General features: G+C 65.5%; 16 protein-coding genes. 15 read left to right on the forward strand and 1 reads right to left on the reverse strand.

Annotation, left to right across the window (positions count from 1 at the left end; translation table 11 throughout):
- Positions 1-48: 48 nt before the first annotated feature.
- From B7Z66_02775 to B7Z66_02790, 4 genes are all read left to right on the forward strand, one after another.
- Complete coding sequence (locus B7Z66_02775) at positions 49-378, forward strand: transcriptional regulator (protein OYV77959.1); 330 nt, start codon at positions 49-51, stop codon at positions 376-378.
- A 211-nt stretch (positions 379-589) separates the two neighbouring features.
- Entirely contained in the window at positions 590-1,045 is a 456-nt protein-coding gene (locus B7Z66_02780; protein ID OYV77926.1) for a hypothetical protein, read from the forward strand.
- Positions 1,046-1,367: 322 nt separating this feature from the next.
- The gene (locus tag B7Z66_02785) at positions 1,368-1,850 is read left to right on the forward strand and encodes a protein-export chaperone SecB (protein ID OYV77927.1); all 483 of its coding nucleotides are present in this window, start codon (positions 1,368-1,370) and stop codon (positions 1,848-1,850) included.
- A gap of 68 nt (positions 1,851-1,918) precedes the next feature.
- Positions 1,919-2,938 carry a glycerol-3-phosphate dehydrogenase gene (locus tag B7Z66_02790; GenBank protein OYV77928.1) on the forward strand — a complete coding sequence of 340 codons (1,020 nt, stop codon included), beginning with the start codon at positions 1,919-1,921 and terminating at the stop codon, positions 2,936-2,938.
- 42 nt (positions 2,939-2,980) lie between these two features.
- Here B7Z66_02790 and B7Z66_02795 read toward each other — a convergent pair whose 3' ends face one another.
- Positions 2,981-3,457, reverse strand: coding sequence for a tRNA (uridine(34)/cytosine(34)/5-carboxymethylaminomethyluridine(34)-2'-O)-methyltransferase TrmL (locus B7Z66_02795; GenBank protein OYV77960.1), 477 nt, complete (start codon positions 3,455-3,457; stop codon positions 2,981-2,983).
- A 116-nt stretch (positions 3,458-3,573) separates the two neighbouring features.
- Here B7Z66_02795 and B7Z66_02800 point away from each other — a divergent pair, with 116 nt between their 5' ends.
- From B7Z66_02800 to B7Z66_02850, 11 genes are all read left to right on the forward strand, one after another.
- Positions 3,574-4,539 (forward strand): dihydroorotate dehydrogenase B catalytic subunit, encoded by a 966-nt coding sequence (locus B7Z66_02800; protein ID OYV77961.1) that lies wholly within the window; start codon positions 3,574-3,576, stop codon positions 4,537-4,539.
- A gap of 467 nt (positions 4,540-5,006) precedes the next feature.
- A complete protein-coding gene (locus tag B7Z66_02805; protein ID OYV77929.1) occupies positions 5,007-5,849 on the forward strand; it encodes a hypothetical protein in 843 nt (280 codons plus the stop codon).
- Entirely contained in the window at positions 5,846-6,457 is a 612-nt protein-coding gene (locus B7Z66_02810; protein OYV77930.1) for a hypothetical protein, read from the forward strand. Before B7Z66_02805 ends, B7Z66_02810 begins: the two co-directional genes overlap by 4 nt.
- Complete coding sequence (locus B7Z66_02815; protein ID OYV77931.1) at positions 6,454-7,146, forward strand: hypothetical protein; 693 nt, start codon at positions 6,454-6,456, stop codon at positions 7,144-7,146. Before B7Z66_02810 ends, B7Z66_02815 begins: the two co-directional genes overlap by 4 nt.
- A gap of 158 nt (positions 7,147-7,304) precedes the next feature.
- The gene (locus B7Z66_02820) at positions 7,305-7,685 is read left to right on the forward strand and encodes a hypothetical protein (protein OYV77932.1); all 381 of its coding nucleotides are present in this window, start codon (positions 7,305-7,307) and stop codon (positions 7,683-7,685) included.
- 33 nt (positions 7,686-7,718) lie between these two features.
- Entirely contained in the window at positions 7,719-9,485 is a 1,767-nt protein-coding gene (locus tag B7Z66_02825; protein OYV77933.1) for a pilus (MSHA type) biogenesis protein MshL, read from the forward strand.
- Positions 9,486-9,527: 42 nt separating this feature from the next.
- Complete coding sequence (locus B7Z66_02830) at positions 9,528-10,445, forward strand: AAA family ATPase (GenBank protein OYV77934.1); 918 nt, start codon at positions 9,528-9,530, stop codon at positions 10,443-10,445.
- Entirely contained in the window at positions 10,442-11,737 is a 1,296-nt protein-coding gene (locus B7Z66_02835) for a hypothetical protein (protein ID OYV77935.1), read from the forward strand. The genes B7Z66_02830 and B7Z66_02835 overlap by 4 nt, the downstream gene beginning before the upstream one ends.
- 120 nt (positions 11,738-11,857) lie before the next feature.
- The gene (locus B7Z66_02840) at positions 11,858-13,621 is read left to right on the forward strand and encodes an MSHA biogenesis protein MshE (GenBank protein ID OYV77936.1); all 1,764 of its coding nucleotides are present in this window, start codon (positions 11,858-11,860) and stop codon (positions 13,619-13,621) included.
- A gap of 26 nt (positions 13,622-13,647) precedes the next feature.
- Positions 13,648-14,874 carry an MSHA biogenesis protein MshG gene (locus B7Z66_02845; protein ID OYV77937.1) on the forward strand — a complete coding sequence of 409 codons (1,227 nt, stop codon included), beginning with the start codon at positions 13,648-13,650 and terminating at the stop codon, positions 14,872-14,874.
- Positions 14,855-15,433 (forward strand): hypothetical protein, encoded by a 579-nt coding sequence (locus B7Z66_02850; protein ID OYV77938.1) that lies wholly within the window; start codon positions 14,855-14,857, stop codon positions 15,431-15,433. Before B7Z66_02845 ends, B7Z66_02850 begins: the two co-directional genes overlap by 20 nt.
- The last annotated feature ends 83 nt before the right edge of the window (positions 15,434-15,516 follow it).

A 15,516-nucleotide genomic window follows, 5' to 3' on the forward strand; every position in this document is an offset into this window, starting at 1 on the left:
GAATTGCCGTCGGGCACGGGCCCGCTGGATCCCACGGGGCAGATGCGGATGAACGCCATCGAAAGTGCGGGGGAAACGTTCCTGATCACCCAGGATGATGACATTGAGCGCGCGTCCCGGTCCCTCAAGGCGATGTCACACCCGTTGCGCCTGAAGATCCTATGTACACTGGGTGAAAATGAGATCAGTGTACAGGACATCGTCGAGCACGTAGGCACCTCACAGAGCAATATCTCCCAGCACTTGGCGATCCTGCGCGACAAGGGGATCCTCGCCTCGCGCAAGGAGTCGAACCGGGTCTACTACCGGGTCGGGGATGCCCGCACCCTACGGCTCATCGGTATGATGCGTGAGGTATTCTGTTCCCACAACGGCTAGCCCGAAGTTCGGGCCGGCGTTCGTCGCACGGGGGCTGAAACGCCGCCAGCAGCGGCCATAACAAGCGACCGGTGGGAAGTGCAGGCACCCACGTTTCGCGCCGGAGCTTCCTTCCAGCCCGCTGGCCGGTATAATGCGCGCCGCAGGGTCCCATACCGGGACGCCCCGCCGGTGGCGGTACACAACTCAAACGCGGTCTCCCTACACGGTCATGCCCAAATTCTTTGAATTCGCGGCCCGTCACTGGACCTTATTTCTGGCGCTCGGTGCGGTGTTGGTGCTGCTGCTGGGCAACGAGGTCCAGCGTTGGCTGCGCGGGCTCAAGAAGGTCGGCCCGTTGGAGGCGGTACAATTGATCAACCACCGCAATGCGCTGATCCTAGACGTACGCAGCGACGGGGAGTTCAAAGACGGCCATATCCCCCATGCCCGGCATATGCCGCTGGAGGGATTGAAAACCACGGCCACGCAACTCGCCAAGTTCAAGGATCGGCCGGTGGTAGTCTATTGCCGGACCGGTAGCCGTTCGGCACGGGCCGGAAGTCTGCTGCGCGCTCAGGGCTTCGAGGACATCTTCAACCTGGACGGCGGCATCCTGGCTTGGCAGACCGCTAATCTGCCGGTACACCGCGATCAGAAAGACCTGAAGGGGAAGCAGACCGGGTAAGGCGGGGTGGATCACCCAGGCCCCGCCGGGCGGAGTTCCCGCACGGATCTTTGGGTACCGGTGCCCAAGCCGTGTAAGATGGGTTCCGGCTGCGGCCTTTACCGCAGCGTGCTGCTCCGATGCGCCGCTGCCGCCTTGGGATGGATTTGGGGGGCTCGACGCCGCAGCTCCCCCAAGGAACCCGTCGAGCGGGCGGTGTTGCCGGGCCGGATATGACGCAGTACCGGCAATTTCACAGCCACTACCCGTGCGCCGCCCACGCACCCGCCCGCAGGGCGCGGTGGCACCCGACCAACTAGCGAACACTCCTGGACAAGCAACGATGACTGATAATACAGATCCGCAGGGCGACCACGCTGCCCAACAGCAGCTTTCCCTGCACCGGATTTATCTGCGGGACGCGTCCTTCGAAGCCCCCGGCGGGCAGCAAGCCCTCGCTAACGGACACCCGCCGGAAATCAACATGCAGTTGACCACCAATGTCCAGGAACTGGGGGACGATACCTTTGAAGTCGTGCTGAACGTGACGGTCACGGCTGCCACGGAGGACAAGCCCGTGTTTCTCGTGGAGGTCCAGCAAGCCGGTCTGTTCGGCGTCACCGGATTCAATCCACCGGAAATGGGCGCGTTGCTGGGCAGCTACTGTCCGAACGTGTTGTACGCGTTTGCGCGCGAGGCCATCGCGGATCTGGTCGCCAAGGGCGGTTTCCCGCAGTTGTTACTGGCGCCGGTGAACTTCGACGCCATGTATGCCCAGCACCTGCAACAGCAGCAAGTCGGGGCCCAAGGGCAGGCCGCCCACTAGACGCGGACGCACGGACGCGCCTGCGCCCGTGGTGCGGACATCTGTCGCACGGGCGCTCCGGATCGGACATGCACGTGAATCGACGGACCGCCGCTACGATCGCCGTACTGGGAGCGGGCTCCTGGGGCACCGCGCTGGCACTCGCGCTGGCCCGCGACGGGGGCCCTACCCGGCTATGGGGCCGCGACGGCGCTCACATGGAAGAATTGCAACGCACGCGCCGCAACGAACGCTATCTGCCGGGTTTCCCCTTCCCCGATCATCTCACGATCCGCAGCAGCCTTGCCGACACCGCGCAGGGGGCGGACCTGATCCTGGTGGCGGTACCCTGCCGCGGGTTCCGGGCAACCCTGGAGCAGTTGGCCCGGATTCGCCTGGAAGGCACCGTGGTGGGCTGGGCCACCAAGGGCTTGGAGCCGGGTACCGGAAAACTGCTCCATGAAGTAGCCGAGGAAGTGCTCGGCCCCGGGATCACGGGCGCCGTGATATCGGGTCCGACTTTCGCGCGCGAGGTGGCCGCCGGCCTGCCGGCGGCGGTAACAGTTGCCTCCCGGAACCCCGCGGTCACCCATACCGTCGCCGAGCGACTGCACCACCCCAGTCTCCGCGCCTACACCAGCGATGACGTGGTGGGTGTAGAGCTTGGCGGCGCGGTCAAGAATGCACTGGCTATCGCCGCAGGCATCGCCGACGGCCTCGGGTTCGGCGCGAACGCCCGGGCCGCGCTGATCACCCGCGGGCTGGCGGAAATGATCCGACTGGGCGAACCCCTCGGCGGGCAGCGCGATACGTTCATCGGGCTCGCGGGTCTCGGCGACCTGGTGCTCACCTGCACCGATAATCAATCCCGCAACCGTCGCGTCGGCCTGGCCCTCGCGCGCGGCGCCACCGTGGAACAAGCGCTGCAGGAAATCGGTCAAGTGGTGGAAGGGGTGCCCGTCGCGCGGGAACTGGTGCGGCGCGCCCGTGCCGCACAGGTGGAGATACCCATCACGGAGCAGGTATATCGGGTACTCTTCGAGGGCCTGCCTCCCCGGGACGCGGTGCGCGCCCTCCTGGTTCGGGAACAGAAGGCGGAGCATCCATAGCCGCGATGTTTTCGTCACCCGCCGGCTCGCTGTTCACACCGGTCACCCGCCGGCCGGGGCGCAGCCGGCGAATCCAGTCTGGCGCCACGCCTCGAAGAGAACCACCGCCACCGCGTTGGAGAGATTGAGGCTCCGGCTGCCGGGCACCATGGGGATGCGGAGCGTGTGATCGGGCGCGAACTGCTCCAGCACCGGGCCCGGGAGCCCACGGGTCTCGGGTCCGAAAAGCAACGCGTCACCGGTTTCGTATTGGACCCGCGTATAGGACCGTCCCCCCCGGGTGGAGCAGGCAAAGATCCGCCGCGGGGCCACCCGCGCCTGGAACGTGCTCAGGTCGGCGTACTCCTCGATCGCCGCCCATTCCCGGTAATCCAGTCCGGCGCGGCGCAGCCGGCGGTCCGAGAGATCGAAGCCCAACGGGCGGATGAGATGCAGGGCAGCCCCCGCGTTGACGCACAGGCGGATGATGTTACCGGTGTTGGGTGGTATCTCCGGCTGGTAGAGCACGACATGGAACATGGTGCCGTCTTCCTGGGCCAACGCGCATCCGCGTCGCGCACTCCTGGACGGGATCGGCGGGAGCGGGGACAATAAGGGCACTGTTTCCGCAGTCTGCCCGGAGCCCTATGAACTCCATCACAAGCGCCGGACCCAGCCCGCTGGCGGTGGATTTCTGCGGGTTGACGTTCACCACGCCACTGGTGCTGCTCTCCGGCTGCGTCGGCTTCGGCGATGAGTATACCCGGGTGGAGGGATTCTCCCACCGGGACGTGGGCGCAGTGTGCCTGAAAGGCACCACCGGCGAACCACGCCTCGGCCTCGCCCCGCACCGGCTGTGGGAAACACCCATGGGCATGCTCAACGCCATCGGCCTGCAGAACCCCGGAGTCGACCGGGTGGTCCGCGAGATCCTGCCGCAGCTGGACTTCAGCGCGACCCGGTACATCGCCAACGTATCCGGGTCCACGGTGGAGGAATATGTCCAGGTCACCCGCCGTTTCGACGACTCGCCCATCGACGCCATCGAGCTCAACATCTCTTGCCCCAACGTCCGGGAGGGGGGCGTGGTTTTCGGCAACGACCCGATCATGTCCGCGCGGGTCGTGGAGGCATGCCGCGCCGTAACGTCCAAACCCCTGATTACCAAACTCTCACCGAACCAGACCGACATCGCGAACAACGCGCGTCGCTGCATCGAGGCGGGTACCGATGCCTTCGCGGTCATCAACACACTGATGGGGATGGCGGTCGATATCGAGCGCCGCGTTCCGGTTCTTGCCAACCTCCAGGGGGGTCTGTCCGGATCCGCGATCAAACCGATTGCGCTGCTGAAGGTCTACCAAGTCCATCAAGTGTGCCAAAAGCATGGCATTCCCATCATCGGCCAAGGGGGCATCACCACGCCCGAGGACGCCCTGGAATTCCTGATCGCCGGCGCTACAGCGGTGGGAATCGGCACCGCATTGTTCTACGATCCCCTGGCCTGTCCGCGCATCAACGCGGGAATCACCGCCTATCTGGAACGCCACGGCCTGGCGAGTGTGGCGGCATTGCGGGGGACCCTGCAGATGCCCGGAGCGCCCCTTCCCTGCAGCGGCTAAGCGCTCCGCTTCCCGGTGTGGGCCGCGCCGGAGCCCCGGCTCCGGCGCGGCCCACAAACCGCGGGATACCAAAAACGTAGCCGATAAAGTCGGTTCGGGCGCAGGGCCCGCATCCGGTCCTGGCAAATCCAACGGCAACCGCGGTCGAAGGCTCCGGCAAGGTCTGGTGAGCCGTGCATATCGCTGCCCTCCAGGCCTGCGCCCCACTATTACCAGAAACAACTGGCGATCAGTGCCTTATCTCCGGCCCCACGCGCCCAGCCGGGCGTCGGCACAGAAATTGCTTGAAATCGTTCCAGAAACCCGATCGCAGGGAGCACCGCGGCACGGCGGCGCCGGAACGACCCGGCACTCCGTCCGCACCGGACCAGGAGGGCGCACCACTGTTTTCTTTTCTTAAAAAACAGTCTGTTACTGCAGGCCGGGTGGGGGTGGACCTACGCCCCGACGGGATCGCTGTAGCGCAGGTGACGCGCCCCAGAATCGGTAAGCCACAGCTGCAATTCGCCCAGTGGCTCCCCAGCGAACGCGCGACCACCGCCAAGGAAACCCTCAGGGCGGCGGAGAAGAGTCGCGGATTGCGGGGCGCCGACACAGTAAGCGTCATGGATCCGTCGGCATACAGCCTGCTGCTGGTCGAGGCCCCGGACGTGGAGCCTGCCGAATTGCGGGCCGCGTTGCGCTGGCGAGTCAAAGACATGATCGATTTTCACATCGACGACGCGGTGATCGATGTGTTCGACCTGCCCGGCGGCGGGCAACGAGGGCGGGCGCGGATGATGTACGCGGTGGCGGCCCGGACCGCGCAGGTCCGGTCCCAGGTGGACATCTTCGACGAGGTGGGGCTGGACCTCTCCGCCATCGACATCGCGGAACTGGCGTTGCGCAACGTGACCGCGGGGCTGCCGGAGGACGCGAGCGGCGTCGCGTTGCTGCATCTGTGTGGGGGAACCGGGCTCATCGTCGTCACCCACCAGGGCCATCTGTATCTGGCCCGCAGCCTGGAGGTCGACCCAAGCCCCGGTGGAGAGGAGCGGGCCTTGGAGACCCTGACTCTGGAGATCCAGCGTTCCCTCGACTACTACGAGAGCCACTTTTCGCAACCACCGGTGAAGGCGCTGGTGGTGGCACAGGCCGAGGACGCCGGGGGAGACCTCGCGGTAGCGCTGCGTCAGGGCCTTGCGGTCGCGGTCCAGCCCCTGGACCTGGGTGGTTTGGTGGACTGCGTCGACCCAGTGGACGCCGGGGTCGCGGCCCGGTGCCTACCTGCCATCGGCGCCGCCCTGCGCACGGAATCGACCACCCTATGAACCAGCAGATCAATCTCTACCAGCCGATCTTTCGGAAGCAGCGCAAGGTGTTCTCGTCGAGCGCCATGCTCCAGGTCTGCGGGATCATGGTCCTGAGCCTGGGGATAATCTACGGCTACGGGCGTTTCCAGGTGGCCCGCCTGACCCAGGAGGTGGGCCAGGTCCAGACCATGCAGCAGCAGAAAACCCAGCGGTTGGTGAGTCTGGGTCGGGAATTTCCGCCCCGGGTCCGGTCCCGGCGCCTGGAAGCGGAAGTCGCACTGTTGCAGACCGAGGCGCGCACCAAACGCCGGGTGCTAGCCGTGCTTTCCAACCACCGATTCGGCAACACCAGCGGGTTCTCCGCACACCTGAAGGGGTTAGCACGGCGCGAACCACGCGGGGTGTGGCTCACCGACATTGTTGTTGCCCAGGGAGGCACGCGCCTGGACCTGGCCGGCAGCACCCTGGAACCGGCGTTGGTTCCGCGCTTCCTCGGACGGCTCGCGCACGAACCGGCATTTCATGGCCGCTCGTTTCGGGTATTTCGCATGTCGCGAGCGGATGGAAGCCCGGGCTGGATCAACTTCACGCTCCAGACCGATGCCCATGGAAAGGCCCCGGGATGAAATCCAGCGTCCTTGAAAAATGGCGGGTGCTGACCGCGCGGATCGATGTATTGTCCCTGCGCGAACGCGGACTGCTTCTGGGCGCGCTGCTCGTCGTGCTCTATGTCTTATGGAGCAACCTGTTGATGGCGCCCCTGGAGGTCCGGCAGAAGAGCGAGCAACAGCGCCTCTCTCAGCTGAAGACCCAGATCACAGCGCTGGACCAGCAAGCCCAAGTGGTGATTGCCCGCAACCAGGAAGACCCCGACCAAGCGAACCGTGCCCTGCGCAGTGCACTCACGACGCAGATCGGGGCGCTGAACACCGAACTCAAACGCTACACTACGAACCTGATCCCACCGGCGGAGATGGTCAAGGTATTGGAACGGATACTCGCGCGTGAGAAGGGCTTGCGCCTGCTCAAGGTCGACAGTCTGCCGGCGACACCGCTGCTCTCGGAGGAGCCGGAGAGCAAAACATCGAGCGCGAAGAAGACCGCGGCCACCCACGTGGGGATTTATCGCCGCGGCATCACATTGGAGTTTGACGGTACCTTTCCAGCCACGCTGCGTTATCTGAATGCACTGGAACACCTGCCGTGGCAGTTGTTCTGGGATCGGCTCGACTACCGCGTGGAGAAATACCCAAAGGCACGGGTGATCATCACGGTGCACACCCTGAGCCTGGATGAGGGATGGATCGGTGTCTAGCCCGGATAGTCCGCTGATATCCGTCGGGACAGGCGCAGGGAATGTGCCCCGCCCTGACAAGGGCGGCGCTAACCACAACAAGGGGCCAACGAGCAATGCGGTGTAAAGGCGTGGCCAGCAGTGCTCGATGGCGGTGCGGCGCCCGCGGGTGCTCGCTGTTGCTGGTGGTGATCGTCGCTGGCCTCGGAGTGCATGCCGATGCGGGGCTCAAGGACCCCACCCGGCCGCCGGATTTCCGGTATTCCGCGGTGCGCTCGGCGAGCGGACCGCCCCCCTGGAACCTGACCTCGACGCTCATCTCGCCGACGCGTCGGGTAGCGGTGATCAATAACCGCGCCGTTGAGATCGGGGATCGGGTGGACAGCGCGCAGGTGGTCGCGATCGAAGCGGGCAGTGTGCAGCTACGCGGCGGTGAGGGTGAGTTTACGGTCCGGATGCTGGCAGTTAACGTCAAGCAGCCGGCGCGGCAGGGAAGCAGTCCGGAAGGAATAAAACGGGTGACGCATCCGGCGCGGCGTTCCGCCGAAGACGGCCGATGAATACCAGGATCCGAACGGCGAGGCGGTGAATCCATGAGAACCCAGATACGGATAACAAATGCGGCGTCCACCCTCGTGGCCTTGGTGCTGCTCACGTCCTGCGCCAGCACCACGCCGCAGCACGGTGGGGCGCCCGGCCAGACGCCAGCGGCGGCCGAAGTCAAGGCCGGACCTACAGCGGCGGCGACACCTCCGGCCGCGGTACAGAACGCACTGCTCCCGCCCCTGCGCGTGAGTCTTCCGGCGGCGGCTACTTCCGAACCGCGCTTTGACGTTCGAGTCCACGACGCGCCCGCGAGTCAGTTTTTCATGAGCTTGGTCGCAGGCACGCCCTATAACATGATGGTCAACCCCGACGTGAAGGGGAACATCTCCCTCAGCCTCAAGGACGTAACCATAGAGGAGGTGTTGAACGCGACGCGGGATGTCTATGGCTACGAATACCGCAAGACCCCGGAGGGGTTCGAGGTACTCCCATCGCAACTACGCACCCGGATCTTCCAGGTCAACTACCTGGACATCACGCGCAGGGGCAAGTCGGAAACCCAGGTGAGCTCCGGCCAGATCACCCAGAACCCGAACTCGTATCAGGGTGGTTCCAGCATCAATGGCCCGACCACCATCGCCAACGGCGGTAACGCCTCGAGCCTGGCCAGCAGCCGGATCGAGACCGATACCGACAGCAATGTGTGGAAAGATCTATCCAACGCCTTGCGCGCAATCGTGGGCAACAAGGACGGACGCAGCGTCGTCATCAGTCCGGACACCGGCGTCGTGGTGGTGCGCGCTATGCCGCAGGAGTTGCGGCAGGTACAAGACTTTCTCGAAACGGTACAGGGAAGTCTGCACCGCCAGGTGATTCTGGAGGCCAAGATCCTGGAGGTGGAACTGGACCATGGCTTCCAATCCGGAATCAACTGGGCGGCGCTCGGTCAGGTCGGCGCCAACAAGAGCCTGCTGTTCGGCCAGACCGGTGGTGGCACCCTGCTCAACGGCACCGGCACATCAAATATCGCCGGTAACACCGGCGTGCTGGATCCAAATGCGCTGAACCAGGTGGCGAACACCGCGGTATCCGCCTTCGGTGGTGCCTTCAGCCTCGCGGCAAACCTGCACGACTTCAACGCCTTCATTGAACTGCTGAAGACACAGGGAACTGTGCACGTGCTGTCCAGCCCGCGGGTGGCCACGGTGAATAACCAGCAAGCGATCATCAAGGTGGGCACCGACGAATTCTTTGTCACCAACGTCTCCAGCACCACAGTGACCGGGACCACTACCACTACTACGCCCAATATCACCTTGACACCGTTTTTCTCCGGGATCGCCCTGGATGTCACACCGCAGATCGACAGCCACGGCAACGTGACCCTGCACATTCATCCGACGGTGAGCAATGTTCAGGACCAGACCAAGACCATCACCGTGGGGGGACAGCAGCAGACCCTGCCCCTCGCCCTGAGTACGGTGCGCGAGTCCGACAGCGTCATATACGCCCACAGCGGCCAAGTGGTGGTGATTGGAGGACTGATGCAGACCACCCATAACCAAAACGTGGCCGGCACGCCGCTGCTCAGCGACATCCCGGGAATCGGCTATCTGTTCCGTAACAACAAGACTTCTTCGGTCAAGAGCGAGCTGGTCATTCTGCTCCGTCCGGTGGTGGTCACTGGAAACGACACTTGGCGGCAGGCCCTGGAAGAATCCCAGCAGCGGATCGGGGCGTTGGACCAGGGTAGTCAGGACACCGCCACGCGGCTGATCACGAACCTAAACGGTGGCACGCTGAGCGGGCCCTAAGGTCGCGCACGGCGCAGTGCCAAGGATGCGGGCCGGAGAATCATGTACCTGGAACACTACAGACTGCGCGAGCCGCCGTTTGCACTCACACCGGACACCGGCTTCTTCTTCTCCCATGCCAGCCATCAGGAGGCGTTGAACGTGCTGCTGGTGGCCCTGCGCAGCGGCGAGGGCTTCATCAAGATCGTGGGTGAAGTGGGCACCGGAAAGACGCTCCTGTGCCGGATGTTGCTCAACACTCTCGGGCCGGACTTCGTAACCTGTTACGTACCCGATCCGCTCCTCACACCCAGCGCGCTGCGCTTGGCGGTGGCCGAGGAACTCGGGATCCACTGTGCTCGCAACATCGGCCAACATGGCCTCCTCAAACGCATCCACGAGCGGCTGATCGGGCTCGCGGACGAGGGGAAGCAAGTAGTGCTGTGTTTGGACGAAGCCCAGTCCCTGCCCGACGACAGCCTGGAGTCGCTGCGTCTGCTGACGAATCTGGAGACCGAGAAGTTCAAGCTGCTGCAGGTGGTACTGTTCGGGCAACCGGAGCTGGACCGGCGTCTCGCCCGCCCCGCCCTGCGTCAGTTACGCCAGCGCATTACCTTCGCCCACTCGCTCCAACCCCTGGATCGTGCGGGCGCCGAAGGCTATGTCCGTCACCGCCTGCAGACCGCCGGGCATCAGGGCCCGGCGTTGTTCACGCCGCGCGCGTTGGCCAAACTGCATCGGTCCAGCGGCGGCTACCCGCGGCTGCTGAACATCCTGTGTCACAAGGCGCTGTTGGCGGCCTACGGCACGGGCGCCGCGGCGGTCGGCACCCCCCATGTGCGCCGCGCCATCCAGGATAGCGTGCACCCCGGCACGCGTAGCTGGTTCCCGATCAGCGAGCGGATAGTACGTGCCGCGGGTTTGGCGCTGGCGCTGACAGCGGGAATCGGCCTGTACGTGTGGCGCGGGGCCGTTCCATGAGCCTGATTAACGAGATGCTCCGGGATCTGGCGGAGCGGCGCGGACCTACCGCGGTGGCGCTGCTGCACGGTGTGCAGCCCGCCGCCGGCATTGCGCATCGGCCGACACGAACGACCAGTCTCGCCCTGCTCACGCTGGCAGGCGTAGCAGGATTGTTGCTCGCATGGGGATGGACCATCGGCGGACGGACGGCGCTGCGCGCCCCGCCGGTGCATCCAACCGTGGCCGCATCCAAGCCCGCGTCGGCGCCACCTGCGCCACGGGTGGGGCGGACACCCCCGGCACGGGCGCGGGCGGTGATACGCGACGTCCAGGTCCGCGACGGGGTCCGCGGAACCCGCCTTGAGCTGGATCTGGACCGGCCGGCGGCCTACCGCGCACGCGCCAGTGCCGGCGGCCACCGGGTAATCGTGCATCTGAATCATGAGCGCTGGCGCGGTCCGCTGCCGCCGCTACCGCCACGGGCCCCGAACCTGATCGGGCTGGAACGCCAAGCGGCGAACGACGGCTACACCCTGACGCTGCGCTTCCGTCACCCGATGACGCTGGCCGACACCGCACTGGAACCCGGAACCGCCGGGGGCCAGCGGTTGGTGGTCCGGGCCACACCGCGGCCGGAGCCATTGCGGGCACCACCACCCCCCCCAGCCGCCCATGTACCGGCCCGCGCCGCGCACAGCGGCGCTGCATCGGTGGTGGAGACGCGTTCCCTGCCCGCGTCCGCGGCGCAACGGGCAGCCCGGCGCTACCAGCAGGCGGTGAGCGCCGTGCGCGGAGGGGATGTCGCGGGCGCGGAGTCCGCCTTGCAACAAGCCCTCGCCCTGGCGCCGGGACTGCGTGGCGCCCGGGAACTGCTGGCCACTCTGCTGATCCGTTCCGGACGCGGAGCGGACGCCATGGCCCTCCTGGGCCCGTCTGCTCACGAACATCCCAAGGACATACCCCTGGTCCTGCTCTATGCCCGGGTGCTGGTTGAGGAAGGGCATCTGCCCAAAGCGCGCCGGGTGCTGGAGGCGGCCCTACCCGAGGGTGCCCAGGATCCGGACTTCGACGCGTTGCTGGGCATGGTGTATCAGCGAATGGGGGCCCATCGACAGGCGGTGGACACCTATCGTGCCGCCCTGGTCCTCAAGCCGCTGGACAGCAATCTGTGGGCGGGACTCGGTATCGCCCTGGAAGGCGCCGGGGATAGCCCGGCCGCCAGGGACGCCTACCAGCGCGCCCTCGATACCGGGGGTATGGCCCCGGCGTTGGCGCGCTATGTGACCGCACGCCTGGGGGCCTTGCGCTAGACCCCGGACCTGACGGTTCCTCAAGAAATTCCCGTCCGCGGTCGATCTCAGGGGATAGGGATACCCCGTCCCGGCGCCGGGAAGATTCAACGGCCACCTGCATAGAGCGGACTCGACCCCATGAGCGTGCGCAAGAAGATCCGGATCGGCGACCTCCTGGTCCAGGACAAAGTGATTTCTGAGGCGCAACTGGGTGCCGCACTCGCCGAGCAGAAGAAGAGCGGGCGCAAGCTGGGCCGTACCCTGATCGACTTGGGCTATGTGGATGAACAGAATCTCCTGAGCTTTTTGTCCCGGCAGCTGGACATCCCCTACATCGATCTGCGCCAGTACAAGGTCGTGCCCGAGACCGTGCGGCTGTTGCCGGAAACCTATGCGCGCCGTTTCCGGGCCATCGCGCTGGACGACTCGGAGGCGGAGATGCTGGTGGGCATGGCCGACCCCACTGACATCTTCGGCTATGACGAGTTGAGCCGTATCCTCAAGCGGCCGGTACGGCAAGCGGTGGTACGGGAGTCGGATTTGCTGCGCACCATTGATGTGGTCTACCGCCGCACCGATGAGATCCACAGCATCGCCGAGGAACTGAGCGAGGATCTCTCGGAAAACGACTACGATCTGACCCAGCTCATGCAGAGCGAGGACTCCACCAATGCCCCGGTGGTACGCCTGCTCAAGACCTTGTTCGAGGACGCGGTGCAGGTACGTGCCTCGGACATTCACATCGAGCCCGACGAAAGCCTGCTGCGCATCCGCCAGCGCGTGGACGGCGTTCTCCAGGAACAGGTGATGAAAGAGAAGCGCATCGCATCCGCCCTGGTGCTGCGCCTGAAACTCCTCGCGGGGCTGGACATCTCCGAGAAGCGTTTGCCTCAGGACGGGCGCTTCAATATCAAGGTGAAGGGACGCTCCATCGACGTGCGCCTGTCCACCATGCCCGTGCAATACGGTGAATCGGTGGTGATGCGTCTCCTGGACCAGTCCGGGGGCACGCTGGACCTGGAGCAGCTCGGAATGCCGGAGCGGATCCTCGCGCGCTTCCGCCAGCACATCCACAGCCCCCACGGTATGGTGCTGGTGACCGGTCCCACCGGGAGCGGCAAGACCACTACTCTGTACGCGGCCCTGAACGAACTCAACAATCCGCAGACCAAGATCATCACCGTGGAGGATCCGGTGGAATACCGTTTACCGCGGATCAACCAAGTGCAGGTGAATCTGAAGATCGACCTCACTTTCGCGGGCGTGCTGCGCGCCGGTCTGCGCCAGGACCCGGACATCGTCATGGTGGGCGAGATGCGCGATCAGGAGACCGCACAGATCGGGCTGCGCGCGGCCATGACTGGCCATCTGGTGCTCTCCACCCTGCACACCAACGATTCGATCACCACCGCCAGCCGCCTGGTGGACATGGGGGCCGAGGGCTATCTGGTAGCCGCGGCGCTGCACGCAATCATCGCCCAACGCCTGGTGCGACGCGTGTGCGAAAGCTGCCGTGAACCCTACACGCCCAATGCCCACGAACGCGCCTGGCTGGAGGCCACCATGGGAGACGGCGCGCGGCGCATCTCCTACCAGCACGGCAGGGGCTGCCACCACTGTAACGACACCGGCTACCGGGGCCGCATCGGCGTCTATGAACTGCTGGAGCTTGATCAGGCCATGGCGGATGCCCTGCGTCGCAACGACGCCGCTGGCTTCGCCCGCGCCGCGCGCGCCCACCCGGATTTCCGGCCCCTGGCGCGCTGCGCCCTGGATTATGCCGAACAGGGACTCACCACGGTGGAGGAAGTGCTGCGGGTCGCCGGCGAAACCGACGACTACCGGGACCGTGTCGAGAAGCCCGTGGCGGTCTTCGCGGCCCAGGCCACCGGGGCTCCCTGAGCCCCTGAATCGCCGGGACACGCACCATGGCACGGTTTCAATATCGGGGGCGCAGTGAGCGGGGTGACGCCGTCCATGGCTTCCTGGAAGCCGGGTCGGCGGACGCGGTGGCCACGCAGCTGATGAACAGCGGTGTCACGCCCATCGACGTGGCCGCAGCACCGGTGACCCGCAACGTCCTCCAGGAATTGCGCCGGCGGCTGGGCGGCGGGGCGCCCAGCCTCGAGGAGCTCATACTGTTCAGCCGGCAGATGCACACCCTGATGCGCGCCGGCGTGCCTATCATCCGCGCCCTCACCGGTCTCGCCGAGACGTATCACAACCCGGTTCTGAAGGAGACCTTGTTCGAGGTGGTCGGGAACCTGGAGTCGGGCCGCGACCTGGCCGGCTCCCTCGGGCGCCACCCCACGGTGTTCTCATCCCTGTTCGTGAGCCTGGTACAAGTGGGCGAAAACACCGGGCGATTGGACCAGGCGTTTCTGCAGTTGGCATCCTACCTTGATATGGAGAAGCAGACCCGGGACCGGATCAAGGCGGCGCTGCGCTACCCCACGATCGTGATCGTGGCCATCTCGGTGGCGCTCGCCATCATCAACCTGAAGGTCATTCCGGTCTTCGCCAAGGTCTTCAGCAGTTTCAGCGCCAAGCTGCCGTGGGCTACCCAGGTACTGATCTCAGTATCCAACTTCGCCGTTGCCTACTGGCCCTATATCCTGGCGATGCTGGTCCTGACCTACAGCGGCACCCGGACCTACGTCCACACGGAAGAGGGTCACTACCGCTGGGACAAGCTGAAGCTGCGCCTGCCGGTGGTCGGGAGCATCGTGCTGCGGGCAACGCTGGCCCGCTTCGCCCGCGCCTTCTCCATGGCCTCGCGCTCGGGGGTTCCGTTGATCCAGGCGCTGACCGTGGTGGCGATGGCGGTGGACAACGAGTATGTGGCCGACCGGGTACGCTCCATGCGCAATGGCGTGGAGCGCGGCGAGAGCCTCACCCGCACGGCGGCCACCACCGGGCTGTTCACGCCATTGGTGCTTCAGATGCTCGCGGTGGGCGAGGAGACCGGTGCGGTCGATGAGCTGCTGGAACAGGTAGGGGACTTCTACGAACGCGAGGTCGACTACGACCTGAAGAACCTCAGTGACGCCATCGAGCCGATCCTGATCGTGGGGATCGGTGTGATCGTCCTGGTCCTGGCCCTGGGTGTGTTCCTGCCAATGTGGGACCTAGCCAGTGCCGTGCAAGGCCACTGAGGGGATCGACCCCGGCACCTCCGGACGCCCGCGCCACCAGCGGGGCTTCACCCTGCTGGAGATGGTGGTGGTGGTGATCCTGATCGGCCTGCTGCTGGTCATCGCCATCGATAGGCTGATCCGCCTGCAGGCGGTAGCGGAGCGGGTGGCGATGGAGCAGGTGCTGGGGGGGCTGCGCAGCGCCCTGACCCTGGAGCTCGCACAGCGCATCGTGCAGGGGGGAACCGGCGATCTGGACACCTTGGCTCATGCCAATCCCATGGACTGGCTGATAACCCCGCCGGTGAACTACGCCGGTGCCCTGAATGCACCCGATCCGGCCGATGTGTCCGGTGGCCAGTGGTACTACAACACCCGCTCCAGGACCCTGGTCTACCGCGTGGCCCACAGCGGAGATTTCCACACCGCCCTGCCGGGGGCGCCGCGGGCACGGTTTAAAGTCCGCCTCGTATACGCCGATAACCCGGGCAGCGGAGCACACACCGCGGACGTGGTAGGTGTGCGCTTGGCGCCGGTGGAACCGTACCACTGGCTGCGGCCGGCGATGCCCGGGGACTGACCCCGCCGGAGATGGACGCGGCACCCCTGGACCGACGCGGGACCGCTTGAGACTGGACGACTGGGAGAGATGGAAATGAGGAA

It is taken from the genome of Chromatiales bacterium 21-64-14, from assembly GCA_002255365.1.
GTDB lineage: Bacteria > Pseudomonadota > Gammaproteobacteria > 21-64-14 > 21-64-14 > 21-64-14.

What these genes read in the sequence shown, in the direction of transcription:
- B7Z66_02775 (OYV77959.1), top strand. Translation starts at nt 49, where the DNA reads ATGAACGCCATCGAAAGTGCGGGGGAAACGTTCCTGATCACCCAGGAT.
- B7Z66_02780 (OYV77926.1), top strand. Translation starts at nt 590, where the DNA reads ATGCCCAAATTCTTTGAATTCGCGGCCCGTCACTGGACCTTATTTCTG.
- B7Z66_02785 (OYV77927.1), top strand. Translation starts at nt 1,368, where the DNA reads ATGACTGATAATACAGATCCGCAGGGCGACCACGCTGCCCAACAGCAG.
- B7Z66_02790 (OYV77928.1), top strand. Translation starts at nt 1,919, where the DNA reads ATGCACGTGAATCGACGGACCGCCGCTACGATCGCCGTACTGGGAGCG.
- B7Z66_02795 (OYV77960.1), bottom strand. Translation starts at nt 3,457, where the DNA reads ATGTTCCATGTCGTGCTCTACCAGCCGGAGATACCACCCAACACCGGT.
- B7Z66_02810 (OYV77930.1), top strand. Translation starts at nt 5,846, where the DNA reads ATGAACCAGCAGATCAATCTCTACCAGCCGATCTTTCGGAAGCAGCGC.
- B7Z66_02815 (OYV77931.1), top strand. Translation starts at nt 6,454, where the DNA reads ATGAAATCCAGCGTCCTTGAAAAATGGCGGGTGCTGACCGCGCGGATC.
- B7Z66_02825 (OYV77933.1), top strand. Translation starts at nt 7,719, where the DNA reads ATGAGAACCCAGATACGGATAACAAATGCGGCGTCCACCCTCGTGGCC.
- B7Z66_02830 (OYV77934.1), top strand. Translation starts at nt 9,528, where the DNA reads ATGTACCTGGAACACTACAGACTGCGCGAGCCGCCGTTTGCACTCACA.
- B7Z66_02835 (OYV77935.1), top strand. Translation starts at nt 10,442, where the DNA reads ATGAGCCTGATTAACGAGATGCTCCGGGATCTGGCGGAGCGGCGCGGA.
- B7Z66_02840 (OYV77936.1), top strand. Translation starts at nt 11,858, where the DNA reads ATGAGCGTGCGCAAGAAGATCCGGATCGGCGACCTCCTGGTCCAGGAC.
- B7Z66_02845 (OYV77937.1), top strand. Translation starts at nt 13,648, where the DNA reads ATGGCACGGTTTCAATATCGGGGGCGCAGTGAGCGGGGTGACGCCGTC.